Genomic DNA, 15,495 nt, shown 5'->3' on the forward strand with positions numbered 1-15,495 from the left:
GTTGATTCACTGCCGCGCCGTGCGCACGTTGGGCGGCAACTTGCCCGGTGCGCTGGTGCGCCAGGGGTTGATGTCCAACCCGCCGCGGCGGGTGTAGCGGGCGTACACCGTCAAGGTGGTGGGTTGGCAGCGCGTCCAGATGTCCATGAAGATGCGCTCCACGCACTGCTCATGGAACTCGTTGTGGTTGCGATAGCTCACGATGTATTGCAACAAACCCGCTTGCTCGATCTGGGGGCCGATGTAGGTGATTTGCACGCTGCCCCAGTCGGGCTGGCCCGTGACCAAACAATTGCTTTTGAGCAAGTGGCTGACCAGCGTTTCGCTCACGGGCAGTTCTTCGGCGTTGGCGCGCAACAGGTCCGGCGCAGGCTCGTAACGTGTGCACTCAATGTCCATGCGGTCCAGGTTCAGGCCGTCGAGTTCGTGCACGGGCTCGGTGTCAAATTGCTCTTGCAGCAGCAGCTTCACGCCCACGCTGGCTTGCATGGTGCCGCCGTGCCAGATGGCCGCGCTGATGTCGCGGCGAATCATGTCGCGCACCACGTCGGCGCTTTCCAAGCGGGTGTTGTTGAAGCTGTTCAGATACAGCTTGAAGGACTTGCTCTCGACAATGTGCGTGCTCTCGGCCGGCACGGTGATGTGCGCCAGCGCCACCTGCGGCTTGCCTTTGGTGTTGAGCCAGGACAGCTCAAACGCGGTCCACAAATCGGCCCCAAAAAACACCGGCTGGCCGGTGACGCCGATCTCGGCGCGTTTGGTGGCACGCGGAATCGGGAACAGCAAACCCGCGTCGTACTGGTCCACATAGGCGCTGGATTTGCCCAGCTGCGATTGTTCGGGGGTGTTCATGCTTGCACTTTGCGGCGGAAGACCAAGCGGTCGGGTTCAGAGACAGCGGCGTCGTAGGCATAGCCTTCCAGGTCAAAACCCAGCAAGCCTTCGGGGTGGGTGATTTTGTTTTGGATGGCAAAGCGGGCCATCAGGCCCCGCGCCCGCTTGGCGTTGAAGCTGATGATTTTGTACTTGCCGCCTTTGAAGTCTTCAAACACGCATTCGATGACGCGGGCCTTGAGGGTTTTGCGGTCCACCGACTTGAAGTACTCCTGCGAAGCCAGGTTGACGATGACCGGGGTTTTGTCTTTGGCCAGCTGGGCGTTCAGGTGCTCGGCAATTTGCGGCCCCCAAAACTTGTACAGGTTGCTGCCCTTGTCGGTTTGCAGCATGGTGCCCATTTCCAGGCGGTAGGGCTGCATCCAGTCCAGCGGGCGCAGCACGCCATACAGGCCACTCAAAATGCCCACATGGGTTTGCGCCCAGTCCAGGTCTTGCGCGGACAGGGTCTTGGCGTCCAGGCCTTCGTAAACGTCGCCATTGAAGGCCAGCACGGCTTGTTTGGCATTTTTGGCGGTGAACTTCGGAGCCCAGGCTTCGTAGCGGGCCACGTTCAGGGCCGACAGCGCGTCCGACAGGTCCATCAGCTCGGCGATTTGCTGGGGCGACTTTTGGCGCAGCACGTCAATGAGGGCCTGCGATTGCGGCACAAACTGGGGCAGCGTGTGGGGCAGATCGCCTGCGGGGGTTTCGTAGTCCAGGGATTTGGCGGGTGACAATAAGAACAACATGCTCGACATCCTTTACCTGGACGATTATCTCGCCATCGTGCACAAGCCTGCGGGCTGGCTGGTGCATCGCACCCCGCTGGACAAGGGTGAAACCCGCTTTGTGCTGCAAACCCTGCGCGACCAAATTGGGCAACATGTCTGGCCTGTGCACCGGCTGGACAAAGGCACCAGCGGCGTGCTGCTGTTTGCGCTGAGCGCCGAGGTGGCGCGCACGCTGGGGCAGGCCTTTGAAACGGGTGAGGGTCTGCAAAAAACCTACCGCGCCATCGTGCGTGGCTGGCCTGCGGATTCAGGCCTGATCGACCACCCCTTGAAGCGCATGCCCGACGACATGCGCACCGAGCGCACCGAAATTCAGCCCGCCCAAAGCCGCTTTGCCACCTTGCGCCACTTTGAGCTGGCACTGCCGCAGCAAGGCTTTGCCAGCACCCGCTGCGCTGAGGTGGAACTGGAGCCGCTGACCGGTCGCCGCCACCAATTGCGCCGGCACATGAAACACATCGCCCACCCGATCATCGGCGACGCCACGCACGGCAAAGGGCCTTTGAACCGGGCGGTGGCCGACGTGCTGGGGCTGCAACGGCTGTGGTTGCACGCGCAAAGGCTGGAACTGCCTCACCCGGTCAGCGGGCAGCTGCTGCGTTTGGTGTCGTCGCTGCCCAGCGAGTGGGGACTTTGGGATGCTTTCACTGAGGCTTCCATTCCACCTGCAAGCGGGCCTGGCGCTGCCCCCTCTTTGTAGAAGCCAACCCCTGTGGGCCCCTACAAATCGGTGCGATTGTCACCCAACGGATAAGCATCTGCGCGGTTTTCCATAAGATGCACGGCTGCGCTTGCTATCGCGAGCCAAGACTCAACCGACCGCGACAACACACACCATGAGCCTGCTTTTCACGCCCTTCACCTTCAACGCACCCTCTGGCCCCCTCACCTTGCCCAACCGCATCGTGGTGGCACCCATGTGCCAATACTCGGCCGACAACGGCCAAGCCACCGACTGGCACCTGACGCACTGGACCAACTTGCTCAACAGCGGCGCGGGCCTGTTCGTCATCGAGGCCACGGCGGTGTCGGCGGTGGGCCGCATCAGCCCCGGCTGCCTGGGCTTGTGGGACGACGCCACCCAAGCGGCGCTGGGCGACAAACTGCACCGCGCCCGCCATTTGGCCCCCGCCATGCCCGTGTGCATTCAAATTGGTCATGCGGGCCGCAAAGCATCGAGCGCGGCCCCATGGGATGGCGGCATGCTGATCGCCCCCGAAGACGGTGGCTGGCAGCCCGTGGCCCCCAGCGCCCTGCCCCATCTGCCCAATGAAGCGCCACCCACCGCGATGAGCCTGGCCGACATCGCTCAACTCAAGGCCGACTTTGTCAACACCGCCCGCCGCAGCCACGAATTGGGCATTGAGGCCATCGAGTTGCATGCCGCGCACGGTTATTTGCTGCACGAATTTTTGTCGCCCATTTCCAACCAGCGCACCGATGCCTATGGCGGTTCGTTTGAAAACCGCATTCGCTTGCCGATGGAAGTGTTCAAAGCCGTGCGCGAGGCCTTTGGTGGCACGCTGGGCATGCGCATTTCGGGCACCGACTGGGTCGATGGCGGTTGGACGGTGGAAGAAACTGCCGAACTGTCCGTGCAGCTCAAGCAAGCCGGGGCGCAGTTCGTACACATTTCGTCGGGCGGTGTTTCGCCTTTGCAAAAAATCGTTTTGGGGCCGGAGTACCAAGTGCACTTGGCCAAAGCCGTGAAAGCCGCATCGGACCTGACCACCATTGCCGTGGGCCTGATCACCGAGCCCGCGCAAGCCGAAGCCGTGCTGCAGCGCGGCGACGCCGACCTGGTGGCGCTGGCCCGTTCTTTCTTGTACAAGCCACGCTGGGGCTGGGAAGCGGCTGTGGCGCTGGGCGGCACCGTCGACTCACAACACCAGTACTGGCGCAGCCTGCCCCGCGAAGCGAAGAACATTTTCAACGACGCCAAAATCGGCATGCGCTGATTTTTATGACCCACCCCCAAAAAGAGACCCCCATGACAACACGTCGCAAATTTTCCAAACTGATGGCCCTGGCTGCCTTGTGCGCCCCGATGGCCTTGATGGCACAGGCCTTCCCCAGCAAGCCGATCACCCTGGTGGTGCCGGTGCCACCCGGCGGCTTGGTCGACACTTCAGCGCGCTTGATTTCGGAACCTTTGGGCCGCTTGATCGGCCAGTCGGTCGTGATCGACAACAAAGGCGGCGCCAGCGGCAACCTGGCTTACCAACAAGTGGCGCGCAGCCCCAAAGATGGCCACACCTTGTTGGTGTCTTACTCGGGTTACCACATTGCCAACCCGATCTTGATGAGCAAACTGCCTTGGGAGCTGAAAGATTTGACGCCTGTGGGCTTGATCACTGTGGCCACCAACGTGGTGGCGGTGCACCCTTCGGTGCCGGCCAACAACATGCGTGAATTCATCGCGTTTTTGAAGCAAAACCCAGGCAAGCTGAACTACGCCTCTCAGGGCAATGGTTCGGTGTCTCACATCGGCACCGAAATCTTCAAACAGCAAACCGCTGTGGATTTGGTGCATGTGCCCTACAAGGGTTCGGGCCAGGCCATTGCCGACGTGCTGGCGGGCCAAGTGCAGGTGTTCATGACCACGCCCCCCTCGGTGATGCAACACATCCAGGCGGGCAAACTCAAGGCGCTGGCGGTCACCGGCAAAAAACGCCACCCCGGCATGCCCCAAGTGCCCACCATGGCCGAAGCGGGTTACCCCAACATTGACTTGGAAGCTTGGGTGGCCCTGTATGCCCCAGCCGGCACGCCCACGGCCACCGTGAATCAGTTGGCCGATGCCGTGAAGCGCAGTCTGGACTTGCCTGAGAGCAAGCAGCGGGCTGACCAAGCGGGCATTGAGGTGCGCTTTCTCGCCCCAGCCGACATGACCAAACTGCTGGACCGCGAAATCGCAGACTGGACCCAGGCCATCAAGACCGCCAACATCAAGTTGGACTGAAAAAAAGCTCCGCAATGCGGGGCTTTTTTTATGCGGCGATCAACTGCTTGGCCAGTGCATGAAGACGCGTGCCTGGCCGCGTCAAATAGATAACGATGTTGAAATGGTTGAGGCCCGCCAAGTCTTCGCAAACGGGCACGGTTTTGGGGCCCCAAGCTTGGTGAATCAAACGGTTGTGGCGCAAAAATTCGGGGCTCTCGTCACCCCCGGCCACGGTGTAGAGCACCCCTTGACGCGGGCGTTGCCATTTGGCGGGGCTGGCCATGCGCACATGGGCCGGGGTGATGCGCAAATCGGCCTGCACAAACGGCGTTTTGCGAATGGGTTCCAGATCAAACAAGCCCGAAATCGACATGGCTTTGCGAACCAAGCCGGAGGGCAAATCGCGCCCCACTTGCTTCCAGTTGCAGCCGAGCAGCATGGCCGCCAAATGGCCGCCCGCTGAATGGCCAATGGCACTGATGCGGCTGCGGTCACCACCGTGCTCGGCGATGTGCCGCCAGACCCATGCCGTGGCCTTGGCCATTTGCAAGGCAATGTCGGGGATGGTGACGGGCTGCTCGGGCGTGCCGGGACACAAGGCGTAATTGACCACCACCACACAAGCGCCCATGTCGCGCAAGGCTGGCGCCACAAACGAGTGGTCGGATTTGTCCAGGCTGCGCCAGTAGCCACCGTGAATGAAGATCACCACGGGCGCGTTCGCGTCTTTGGCAGGAAAGATGTCGAGCGTCTCGCCCACGCCTTCGCCATAGGGCACATCGAGCGTGGACTTCAGTTGGGCGCGGGCCTGAACCGAGGCATTTTGCCAATGGGCAAAGTGGTCGGCAAAGTCGGGCACCAGGGCCCGGTTGTTGTACATGCGATCGTGCCATTCGGCATTTTTGACGGCCATGCGGATCTCCTTCAAATCAGATTTTCATTTCCAGGCGCAGTTGGACGTTGCGCCAGTTGCGGTCTGTGGTGCGAGACGACTCTTTGTAGGTGCCGTTGTCAAAGGTACTGGCGGTGATGTAGTCGCGCGGCTGCAAATTGCTGACCGTCAGCCGGACAGCACTGGCGGGCGAAATGCGCCACAAGCCGTACACATCGACCACCCGTTTGACGCCTTGGTAGAACATGGACTGCTCGGTGCGGCGGGTGTCGTAATCGGGGTTCCAGTTGAGGTTGCCGCCCAGGGTCAAGGGCACGCGGCGAATCCGGTAGTCGGCGCCCAGGTTGGCCGTCATGTCGGGTTGCTGATCAAGCCGGTTGTTGGGGCCAGGCACTTGCTTGACATTGGAGCCAAAAAAACTGGCGTTGCTGCGGATGTCGATCGGCAGAGCACCGGTGAAGGCTTGGTTGAGCCGGAACTTCGCTTCCAACTCCAGGCCCTGGGTCGATGCATCGCCAATGTTGATGGGGGATGACACGAAGCGACCGTTTTGCTGTGTCACGGTGTAACGGATCAGGTCGGTGATTTCTCGGCGAAACACGTTGGCACTGAGCACACCACCGCCATCCAGATAACGCTCAAAGGCCACATCGACGCCGGTGGCCAACTCGGGCCTGAGGTCTGGGTTGCCAATGCGGTCAGGACGGGTGGGTCGGCTGATCACTTCACCCGAGCTCACGGGGCGCGCCATCAGGTTGTGCAACGTGGGGGTTCGGTAGCTGCGCGTCAAACTCATGCGCACCTGGTCTCGCTTGGCGGGATCGGGTTTCCACAAGGCATGCAGCAAAGGGGTCCACACAGAACTGGTGTTGGACTTCAAGCCCGAGGTGCCGTTCGCCTCGGTCGTGATGGTCTCGTAACGCAAGCCGGTATGGGCAGACCAATGGCGGTTGATTTTGAATTCGTCTTGGGCATAGGCTGCCCACCGCAGGGTGCTGGCCGTCAAATCGCCTGCGTTGTCATCCAGCAAGCCCCGGGCCTCTTCAACCCGGCGCACGCCTTCCAACTCCAAGCCGCTGACCACTTGGTGGCCGTTGTCCATGGCACGGGTCCACTTGCTGCTCAGGCTGCCGGAGCGGTCAACAAAGTTCTGGAATTGCGTGGTGTTCAGCAACAAAGGGGGGCTAGCGCTCGGCGTGGTCAGGGTCTGGTCCATGCGCAGGTCGTACTCGGACTGGCCCACACCAAAGCGCACTTCCAAGCGGTCATCGGCTGACAGGCGTTGGGCCCATTGGCCATTGAGCCGCGCCATGGCAAAACGACTTTGGTTGAGCGTTTGTGCCGTTTCAGAGGCCATACCCCCAGCATCCAATCGGTTGGCTTGAATCAGGCCATTGCCTGCAAAATCTGAATACACCAAGAATGGGGTCAAGGTCAGCGTCTTGCCTTGTTCGCCCCGCCATTGCAAGCGCGCATTGGCATGCATGGCTTGTCGCCGGCCCAGAGATTCGTTGCTGCGGGTGCTGTCGCCCAACACATTGGAAGAGATCACCGTGCTGCTCGAATCGGGTCGGTATTGGTCAGTCACCGACATGGTGAGCGTGCCCGTTAAAGGCTGGATGTTGAGGTTGTGTACCCAATTGAGCAGGGTGGAATCGTGGCCATACTCCCGCGAGCGGGTGATTTTCAAATCATCGGGGTTGGCCTTTTGGCCTTCGCGCAACACGATGTTGATGGTGCCCGCAATCGCGCGGGCGCCTGTTTCTGCCGTGGGCGCACGCAAGATTTCAATCCGCTCAACCTGTTCGGGCAGCAAGCTGTCGATCGAAAAGCCCGGCGGCAAGCGCTCACCGTCGAGCAAGATTTGGGTGTAGCCGCCGCCCAGACCGCGCATGCGGATGGCACCACCGCGTCCAGGCGCACCCTGCACGGTCACGCCGGGCAAGCGTTTGAGCACTTCACCCAAATTTGCATCGCCTTGTTTTTGGATTTCTTCGCGGCCAATCACAATTTTGGCGGCCGAAGACTCGCGCCGCATTTCGGTGTCGTTGTTGCGGTTGCCCCGCACCTCGACCTGGCCGAGATCGGTCGTGTTGGCAGCCCCTCCGGGCGGGTTGGCGTTTTGCGCCAAAGCAGCCCAAGGGAGAACGACAAAACCTGCCATGGCCCATTGGAGGGCCATCGCAAGCGGTTTAAGACGGTGGTTTGTGGAGCGGTGCATGCTGCGATTTTGACAGGGGCGTGCGACCATGGTGTGTCGGCCCCTTAAAACCCAGCCCGCTCAGTGATCAATCGCCCGATTTGAACAAAGCGGCGACTTTGCGTTTGGGCTTGATGTTGGCCGAGATGGAAGACCTGGCGGCCCTGGGCGCGGTGGGTTCCCAGCTGGGTGAACTCTCTTGAGCGGGTGCCTCGTAGGGTTTCTCAAAGAACGGATCGCGGTTGATGGGCGCGGGACGGAAACCACCACGGCGCTCACGCGGTGCATCCAAAGCATCACGTGGATCGTAGTCGTCGCGGCGGCGGCCTTCTTGGCTGCGGGCGCGTGGGCGGTCTTCGGCGCGTTCGCCCCACTTTTCAGGCGGTGGGCCTGCGGGACGGGTGTCAAGCTGCAGGGTTTCGACTTCCAGCTTTTTCTTGATCAGCTTTTCGATGTCACCCACCAAACGGGCGTCCGATGGGCTGACCAAAGTCACGGCCAAACCCGATGCCCCGGCGCGGCCCGTGCGGCCAATGCGGTGCACATAGTCTTCGGCGTTGAAAGGCACGTCAAAGTTGAACACCGCCGGCACATCCTTGATGTCCAAACCCCGGGCAGCCACGTCGGTGCAGACCAGCAAATCGACTTCGCCTTTTTTGAAGGCTTCGAGGGCTTTCAGGCGCTCGTCCTGGCTCTTGTCACCGTGCAAAGCAGCGGTGCGCAGGCCTTCGCGCTCCAAGGAGCGCGCCAAACGGCCGCAGCCGAGTTTGCTGTTCACAAAAATGAACGCTTGTTTGATGCCCCGGTCGTCGAGCACTTTGCGGATCACGCGGCGCTTGTCGTCGTCTTGGGCGGCGTAAAAACGCTGCTCCACCGTCGATGCCGTCTCGTTGGGACGGGCCACCTCGATGGTGATCGGGTTTTGCAGGTAGCTGCCAGCAAGGCGCTTGATCTCGGGTGAGAACGTGGCCGAGAACAGCAAGGTGGTGCGCTGCTTGGGCAAATAGCTCAGGATGCGCTGCAAATCGGGCAAAAAGCCAATGTCCAGCATGCGATCGGCTTCGTCCAGCACCACATATTCAACTTGGTTGAGCACCGCGTTTTTGGCTTCGATGTGGTCCAGCAAGCGGCCGGGGGTGGCGACCAGCACCTCAACGCCTTTTTTCAGCTCCAGCGTCTGGGGCTTCATGTCCATGCCACCAAACACCACGGCGCTGCGCAGTTGGGTGTACTTGGCGTACATCTTGATTTGTTGGGCCACCTGGTCAGCCAACTCACGCGTGGGCAACAACACCAAGGCGCGTACCGGGTGACGGGCGGGCGAGGTGGAGGGATTTTCGTGTTTGAGCAGGCGTTGCAGCAAGGGCAGCGAAAACGCTGCGGTTTTGCCTGTGCCGGTCTGGGCTGCGCCCATCACATCCTGGCCCGTCAACACCACCGGAATGGCTTGGGCCTGGATAGGGGTCATGGATTCGTAGCCCATTTCGGCCACGGCTCGTGCCAGCGTAGGCGCCAGCGATAAATTGGAAAAAGAGTCGGTCATTAACCCACTATTGTCGCATTTTGAGCCGACCGCCCTGAAAACAGGCTTTGGCCCTCAGGTTTTGGGCAGCGTGACGCCCACTTGGCCTTGGTATTTGCCGCCACGGTCTTTGTAGCTGGTCTCGCAGACTTCGTCGCTTTCTAAGAACAAGACTTGCGCGCAACCTTCACCGGCATAAATTTTGGCGGGCAGCGGCGTGGTGTTGCTGAATTCCAGCGTCACATAGCCTTCCCATTCGGGCTCAAACGGTGTGACGTTGACGATGATGCCGCAGCGGGCGTAAGTGCTTTTGCCCAGGCAAATGGTCAGCACATTGCGTGGAATGCGGAAATATTCGACCGTGCGGGCCAGCGCAAAACTGTTGGGCGGGATGATGCAAACATCGCCTTCGATGTCCACAAAACTGCGCTCGTCGAAGTTTTTGGGGTCCACCACCGTGCTGTAGATGTTGGTGAACACTTTGAACTCGGGTGCGCAGCGGATGTCATAGCCATAGCTGCTGGTGCCGTAGCTCACGATTTTTTGTCCCGCCGCGTTTTGGCGAATCTGGCCCGGCTCAAACGGCTCAATCATGCCGTGCTGCTCAGCCATGCGGCGGATCCATTTGTCGCTCTTGATGCTCATGTGTGGCCCTTGGTGATTTGCCCGCATTTTAAAGCGCGATGCCGAACATGGAACCTGGGCCACAGACAGACCCTTGGTTGAACTGGCCATGCCATGGTTGCTTGGCAAAGCCCTTGTGGCGTGTCATGGCATGGACCACCCCACCCATTTCGCCAATCGAATAACGTATACGATATTCAAAATTCGGAATTTCACACCATGCTGCCTTGGATCACCGCCGACACCTCGGATCGCATCAAAACGATGCGAGACACCTCGCTGGCCAAATTGGTGCGCGAAGACTTGTTGGAGCACATTCTCAAAGGGGACATCAAACCTGGCGACAGGATCAGCGAGCCCGATGTGGCCAACCGTCTGCAGGTTTCGCGGGTACCCGTGCGCGAAGCTTTGCGAGAGCTTGAGAGCTCAGGTTTGGTGGTTTCCCGCAAACACGCTGGCGTTTTTGTCCGCGCCATTGAGGCAAAAGAGGTTCAGGATTTGTACGAAATCCGCAGCCTGCTGGACAGCTTTGCAGGCGCCAAAGCCGCCAACTTGGCTGCCACCCCCCGACAAGAACTGGCCAAGGCCTTGGGGGCGTCCATCGCCCTGATGATGGCGGCACAAGAGGCCGCCAACCTGGCCGCTTATTACTCTGAAAACCTGCACTTTCATTGGTTGATTGTGCAAGGTGCCCAAAACGAACAACTCAGTCGCACCTACCAAGAAGTCGTCCAAAAACTGCACCTGGCCCGGCTGCAAAGCTTGTCGCATGTGACGGGCATGAAAACCTCGATTGCCGAGCACCAAAACATCACCCTTGCCATCGCCCAGGGCGACTCAGAACGCGCCAAAGACTTGCTGGCCACGCACGTGGCCAGTGCTTTTGCCCGTTTGAAACCCAGCATCACCGCTGAGCACAGCATGCCAACCCCCACCCACCCAAAGGAGACACCATGAAACGACGCACCCTGATCCAGGCCGCCCCATTGATGCTGACCTTGCCCGACTTGGCCTTGGCCCAGGCCGCCTACCCCAATCGCCCGATCAAATACATCGTGCCCGTGGCCGCCGGTGGTGGCTCGGACATGATCGGCCGCCAATTGTGCGAGCGTCTGGGCAAAGTGCTGGGCCAGTCCATGGTGGTGGAAAACCATGGCGGCGGCGGTGGCGTGATCGCCTCCGTGATGACCACCAAAGCCCCAGCCGACGGCTACACCCTGATGCAGGGCTATGTCGCCACACACGGCACCGCCCCGGCCACGCGCAAACTCACCTATGACCCGATCAAGGACTTCACGCCCCTGGGCATGATTGGCACCACCCCCAATGTGCTGGTGGTCAACGCCAATGCGCCGGCCAAGGACGTCAAAGAGTTCATCCAGTACGTCAAGAAAAACCCCGGAAAAATCTCCTACGGCTCGGCCGGTGCGGGCTCCTTGACCCACCTGACGGCCGAGTTGTTCAAGTTGCAGACCGGCGCCTTCATGGTGCACATCCCCTACCGGGGCATTGCGCCCGCCACCACCGACCTGATCGCCGGACAAACTCAGGCCATGTTTCCCGGTCTGGCAGCGGCCTTGCCGCACATCCGGGGTGGCCGTATCCGTGCGCTCGCCGTCACTGGCAACCAGCGCCACCCTGCGCTCAAGGATGTCCCCACCATGGAAGAAGCAGGCCTCAAAGGCTTTGACGCCCAGCAGTGGTATGGCGTGGTCGGTCCGGCCGGCATGCCTGCGCCCATCGTCAAGCAGATCAACGACGCCATCGCCCAGGTGCTGGCACAACCGGATTTCCGCGACAAGCTCAGCGCCGAAGCCGTGGAACTCACACCCATGACGCCCAACCAATTCCTCGAGTACATGAAGCGCGATTTGGCCCGCTGGACCGACTTGGCCCGCGAACGCAAGATCAACCTGGACGCCTGATTTTTTTGAAACCCTGACTGGACTGCACATGACGATCAACACCGCAGTGGCCGCTGACCACAACGCGCCCCCCATCACCGCCGAACTCGCCCGCTTTGTGGCCGAACATCCCTCCAAAGGTTGGAGTGATGCGGTGGACCACGAGGCGCACCGCACCTTTCTCAACTGGCTGGGCTGTGCGATTGGTGCGGCCAAGCACGAGGCCGTCGAGTCGGCCTTGGCTGCCGTCAACATGCTGGCACCTGCGCAGCAAGCCACGATTGCAGGGCGCGCGGAGCGGGTGGACATGGCCAATGCGGCCCTGATCAACGGCATCTCGTCGCACACCTTTGACTTTGACGACACCCACCTCAAAACCATCATCCACCCCGCCGGCCCCGTGGCCTCGGCGGTGATGGCCTTGGCCGAAACCCAAAACAGCTCGGGCAGGCAAGTGCTTGACGCGCTGGTGCTGGGCGTTGACGTGGCTTGTCGCATGGGCAATCTGGTGTACCCCCAACACTACGACCGCGGCTGGCACATCACCGGCTCCACAGGCACCCTGGGTGCGGCCGCAGCATGCGCCCGTTTGTTGGGGCTCAATGCCCAGCAAACGGCCATGGCTTTGGGCATTGCGGCTTCGCAACCCGTGGGCTTGCGTGAACAGTTTGGCACCATGACCAAGCCCTTCCACCCAGGCGGCGCAGCTCGCGCGGGCCTGATGTCGGCCCTCATGGCCAAGCACGGCTTCACGTCCAGCGCCCGTGCGCTCGAAGCGCCACGCGGCTGGGCGCAGGTCTTGTCCACCAAATACGATTGGCGCGAGGCGCAAGACGAATTGGGCCAGCGCTTTGAAATCAGCTTCAACGCCTACAAGCCCTTTGCCTGCGGCATCGTGATCCACCCCAGCATCGACGCTTGCGCCCAATTGCGTGCACAAGGTGTCAAGGCGGAAGAAGTCAAGCGCATCGAATTGCGCGTACACCCTCTGGTGCTGGAACTGACGGGCAAAAAGACGCCGCAAGACGGCCTGCAAGGCAAGTTCAGCGTGTACCACGGCTGCGCAGTGGGTCTGATTTTTGGGCGTGCGGGCGAAGACGAGTTTTCAGACCACATCGTGCGCCGTGAAGACGTGGTCAGCCTGCGCGACAAGGTGCAAGCGGTGGTGGACACCTCGGTGCGCGAAGAAAGCGTTTACGTCACGGCCCACCTGATGGATGGCCGCAGTGTGAAAGTGCATGTGGAACACGCGATTGGTTCCCTGCAAAAACCCATGACCGATGCCGACCTGGAGGGCAAGTTCCGCGACCTGTCCGACCCCATCTTGGGTGCAGACCGTGTCAACGCCATCTTGAAGAGCTGCTGGAACCTTGGGCAAGCGCCTGACCTGCAAGGCTTGCTGGCCTTGCTCAAACCCTGAGTTCATTCAGGTCCCACAAAAAAGCCGAGGCCTCCCAGCCTCGGCTTTTTTCATGCAGCATCGGCAGGCACCGCACTGCCAGGCCTGAAGGCCTTAACGCGTGATGCGCCCCTGAACGCCCTGCACCAGGTAGTTCATGTTCAAGATTTGGGCATCGCTCAAAGACTGGCCTGCAGGCAGCACCACCTTGCCTTCGTTGTCGGTGATGGGACCTGTGAAAGGCAACAATTGGCCTGAGCCCACCCGCTTTTGTTGGGCCAGGATCTCGTCTTGCACTTTTTTGGGCACCTTGGGGCCGAATTCACCGACGCGGATCATGCCGTCTTTGATGCCGCCCCACACGCTGCCAGAGGACCATGTACCCGACATGGCGGCCCTGACTCTGGACGTGTAGTAATCGCCCCACTGGTGCGTCACGGCGATGATCTGCGCATCTGGGCCGACCCGGCGCATGTCGGAGTGGTAGGCCACGGCCATCTTGCCGCGCTCTTGCGCGGCGGCCATCACGGCGGTCGACCCGGTGTGGAAGGCGATCACATCCACATCCTGATTGAACAAGGCCATGGCCGCTTCGCGCTCTTTGGGTGGGTCAAACCAGGCGTTGAGCCAAACCACTTTGACGGTGGCTTTGGGGTTGACCGAGCGCATGCCCAACGTGAAAGCATTGATGCCTTGCAAGACTTCGGGGATCGGAAAACCGGCCACATAACCCGCCACATTCGATTGCGTCATGCGGCCGGCCGCGATGCCCGCCAGATAACGGCCTTCGTAATAGCGGGCGTTCGACGCCGCCACATTGGGCGCCGTCTTGAAGCCGGTGACCGACTCGAACTTCACATTCGGAAAATCTCTGGCCACCTTGAGCGTGGGCTCCATGTAGCCAAAGCTGGGGGTGAAGATGATCTGGTGGCCTTGGCTGGCCAGGTCACGGATCACGCGCTCGGCGTCCGCGCCTTCGGGCACATCGGCCACAAAGGTGGTCTTGACCTGATCACCCAAAGCACGCTCGACCGCCTTACGGCCTTCGTCATGCTGGCGCGTCCAGCCCGCCTCGGTGATGGGCGAGACATAGACAAAACCAGCCTTGATGGGCTCGGTGGATTTGGCGGGAGTTTGGGCCTGAGCGGCCGGGAGAAAAAAGCAGGCGGCCACGAGCGTGGCTGCGAGGTTTTTATACATGGTAGTCCTCTACATGGCCCCGAGATTGCACAAAACAAAGCCCGCCGGGGCGGCGGGCTTTGTGGTGAATTTTAGCAAGAGCGAAGAGACACTCAGTCCTGCTCCACAAACCCCTGAAAACACGCTTTCAATGCATGCATCCAGCGGTGCTTGTCAGCCTCGGGTGCAAAGCTCGCTTCGATGCTGTTGGCGGCCAGCTTGTAAGCTTGCTGCGCGCTCAAGTGCAGGGCTGCAAAAGTCTGCACATAGTTGTCGTTCAAGTAACCGCCAAAATAGGCCGGGTCGTCTGAGTTGATCGTCACGCACAAGCCGGCATCGAGCATCTGGCCCAGGTTGTGATCAGCCAGGCTGTTGAACACGCACAGCTTGAGGTTGGACAGCGGGCACACGGTGAGCGGCATCTGGCTGTCGGCCAGGCGGCGCATCAGGGCTGTGTCGTGGATGGCCTGCACGCCGTGATCAATGCGCTCGACCTGCAGGACATCCAGGGCGCCCCAGATGTAGGCGGGCGGGCCTTCTTCGCCCGCATGGGCCACGCAGTGCAAGCCCAGCTCGCGGGCACGGGCAAACACGCGGGCAAACTTTTCGGGCGGGTGACCCAGCTCGCTCGAATCGAGCCCCACGCCGATGAAGTGTTCGCGCCAGGGCATGGCCTCTTCCAGTGTGGCCAAAGCGTCGTCTTCGGACAGGTGGCGCAAAAAGCACAAAATCAAATCGGCGCTGATGTTCAGCCGGGTGTGTGCATCGCGGCAAGCGCGGCTCAGGCCTTCGATGACCGCGCCCATGGCCACACCCCGCGCCGTGTGGGTTTGCGGGTCAAAAAACAATTCGGCCCGGACCACATGGTCGGCGGCGGCCTTTTCAAAATAGGCCCAGGCCATGTCGTAAAAATCCTGCTCGTGCAACAGCACGCTGGCGCCGGCGTAATACAGGTCCAGAAAACTTTGCAGGTTGGTGAAGGCATAGGCACTGCGCAAGGCGGCCACATCGGCATAGGGCAGCGGCACGCCGTTGCGCTGGGCCAATGCAAAGATCAGTTCGGGCTCTAAAGAGCCCTCGATGTGGATGTGCAGCTCGGCCTTGGGCATGGCGCGCAGCAACTCGGGCAAACGGTCAGGCGCTACGGCGTGGACTTTGAACATG

14 protein-coding genes are annotated in these 15,495 nt (G+C 60.8%); 6 read left to right on the forward strand and 8 right to left on the reverse strand.

The features are described 5' to 3' along the window. Positions 1–6: 6 nt before the first annotated feature. Entirely contained in the window at positions 7–852 is an 846-nt protein-coding gene (gene queF, locus B472_RS03910) for an NADPH-dependent 7-cyano-7-deazaguanine reductase QueF (RefSeq protein ID WP_019425450.1), read from the reverse strand. Beyond that, the gene (gene yaaA / locus B472_RS03915; RefSeq protein WP_026039231.1) at positions 849–1,625 is read right to left on the reverse strand and encodes a peroxide stress protein YaaA; all 777 of its coding nucleotides are present in this window, start codon (positions 1,623–1,625) and stop codon (positions 849–851) included. Before yaaA ends, queF begins: the two co-directional genes overlap by 4 nt. Between yaaA and B472_RS03920 the strand changes: the two genes are divergently transcribed. From B472_RS03920 to B472_RS03930, 3 genes are all read left to right on the forward strand, one after another. Next, the gene (locus B472_RS03920; RefSeq protein WP_019425452.1) at positions 1,624–2,367 is read left to right on the forward strand and encodes a pseudouridine synthase; all 744 of its coding nucleotides are present in this window, start codon (positions 1,624–1,626) and stop codon (positions 2,365–2,367) included. The genes yaaA and B472_RS03920 overlap by 2 nt on opposite strands. A gap of 136 nt (positions 2,368–2,503) precedes the next feature. Continuing rightward, positions 2,504–3,625 (forward strand): NADH:flavin oxidoreductase/NADH oxidase, encoded by a 1,122-nt coding sequence (locus B472_RS03925; RefSeq protein ID WP_019425453.1) that lies wholly within the window; start codon positions 2,504–2,506, stop codon positions 3,623–3,625. A gap of 32 nt (positions 3,626–3,657) precedes the next feature. Beyond that, positions 3,658–4,629 (forward strand): tripartite tricarboxylate transporter substrate binding protein, encoded by a 972-nt coding sequence (locus B472_RS03930; protein WP_026039232.1) that lies wholly within the window; start codon positions 3,658–3,660, stop codon positions 4,627–4,629. A 28-nt stretch (positions 4,630–4,657) separates the two neighbouring features. On the opposite strand, the gene B472_RS03935 is transcribed toward B472_RS03930, so the two are convergent. The 4 genes from B472_RS03935 to dcd all read right to left on the reverse strand — a co-directional run bounded on the left by B472_RS03935 (position 4,658) and on the right by dcd (position 9,870). After that, positions 4,658–5,524 (reverse strand): alpha/beta hydrolase, encoded by an 867-nt coding sequence (locus B472_RS03935; protein WP_019425455.1) that lies wholly within the window; start codon positions 5,522–5,524, stop codon positions 4,658–4,660. A gap of 16 nt (positions 5,525–5,540) precedes the next feature. Continuing rightward, on the reverse strand, positions 5,541–7,724 hold the full coding sequence (locus B472_RS03940) for a TonB-dependent siderophore receptor (RefSeq protein ID WP_116798584.1): 2,184 nt from the start codon (positions 7,722–7,724) through the stop codon (positions 5,541–5,543). Positions 7,725–7,791: 67 nt separating this feature from the next. Then, the gene (locus B472_RS03945) at positions 7,792–9,246 is read right to left on the reverse strand and encodes a DEAD/DEAH box helicase (RefSeq protein ID WP_019425457.1); all 1,455 of its coding nucleotides are present in this window, start codon (positions 9,244–9,246) and stop codon (positions 7,792–7,794) included. Between the two features lie 54 nt (positions 9,247–9,300). Beyond that, positions 9,301–9,870 carry a dCTP deaminase gene (dcd, locus tag B472_RS03950; protein WP_019425458.1) on the reverse strand — a complete coding sequence of 190 codons (570 nt, stop codon included), beginning with the start codon at positions 9,868–9,870 and terminating at the stop codon, positions 9,301–9,303. A gap of 198 nt (positions 9,871–10,068) precedes the next feature. Between dcd and B472_RS03955 the strand changes: the two genes are divergently transcribed. The 3 genes from B472_RS03955 to B472_RS03965 are packed head-to-tail and all read left to right on the forward strand — an operon-like array spanning position 10,069 to position 13,173. Further along, entirely contained in the window at positions 10,069–10,806 is a 738-nt protein-coding gene (locus tag B472_RS03955) for a GntR family transcriptional regulator (protein ID WP_019425460.1), read from the forward strand. Beyond that, on the forward strand, positions 10,803–11,774 hold the full coding sequence (locus B472_RS03960) for a tripartite tricarboxylate transporter substrate binding protein (RefSeq protein WP_019425461.1): 972 nt from the start codon (positions 10,803–10,805) through the stop codon (positions 11,772–11,774). Before B472_RS03955 ends, B472_RS03960 begins: the two co-directional genes overlap by 4 nt. Before the next feature lie 28 nt (positions 11,775–11,802). Further along, complete coding sequence (locus B472_RS03965) at positions 11,803–13,173, forward strand: MmgE/PrpD family protein (RefSeq protein ID WP_019425462.1); 1,371 nt, start codon at positions 11,803–11,805, stop codon at positions 13,171–13,173. A 93-nt stretch (positions 13,174–13,266) separates the two neighbouring features. Here the strand turns inward: B472_RS03965 and B472_RS03970 are convergent, their stop codons facing one another. Next, positions 13,267–14,352, reverse strand: coding sequence for a BMP family ABC transporter substrate-binding protein (locus tag B472_RS03970; protein ID WP_019425463.1), 1,086 nt, complete (start codon positions 14,350–14,352; stop codon positions 13,267–13,269). Positions 14,353–14,444: 92 nt separating this feature from the next. Further along, positions 14,445–15,494 carry an adenosine deaminase gene (locus B472_RS03975; protein ID WP_026039233.1) on the reverse strand — a complete coding sequence of 350 codons (1,050 nt, stop codon included), beginning with the start codon at positions 15,492–15,494 and terminating at the stop codon, positions 14,445–14,447. Between the last annotated feature and the right edge of the window lies 1 nt (position 15,495).

Origin of the sequence: Limnohabitans sp. Rim28 (assembly GCF_000293865.2) — a bacterium.
Lineage (GTDB): Bacteria > Pseudomonadota > Gammaproteobacteria > Burkholderiales > Burkholderiaceae_C > Limnohabitans_A.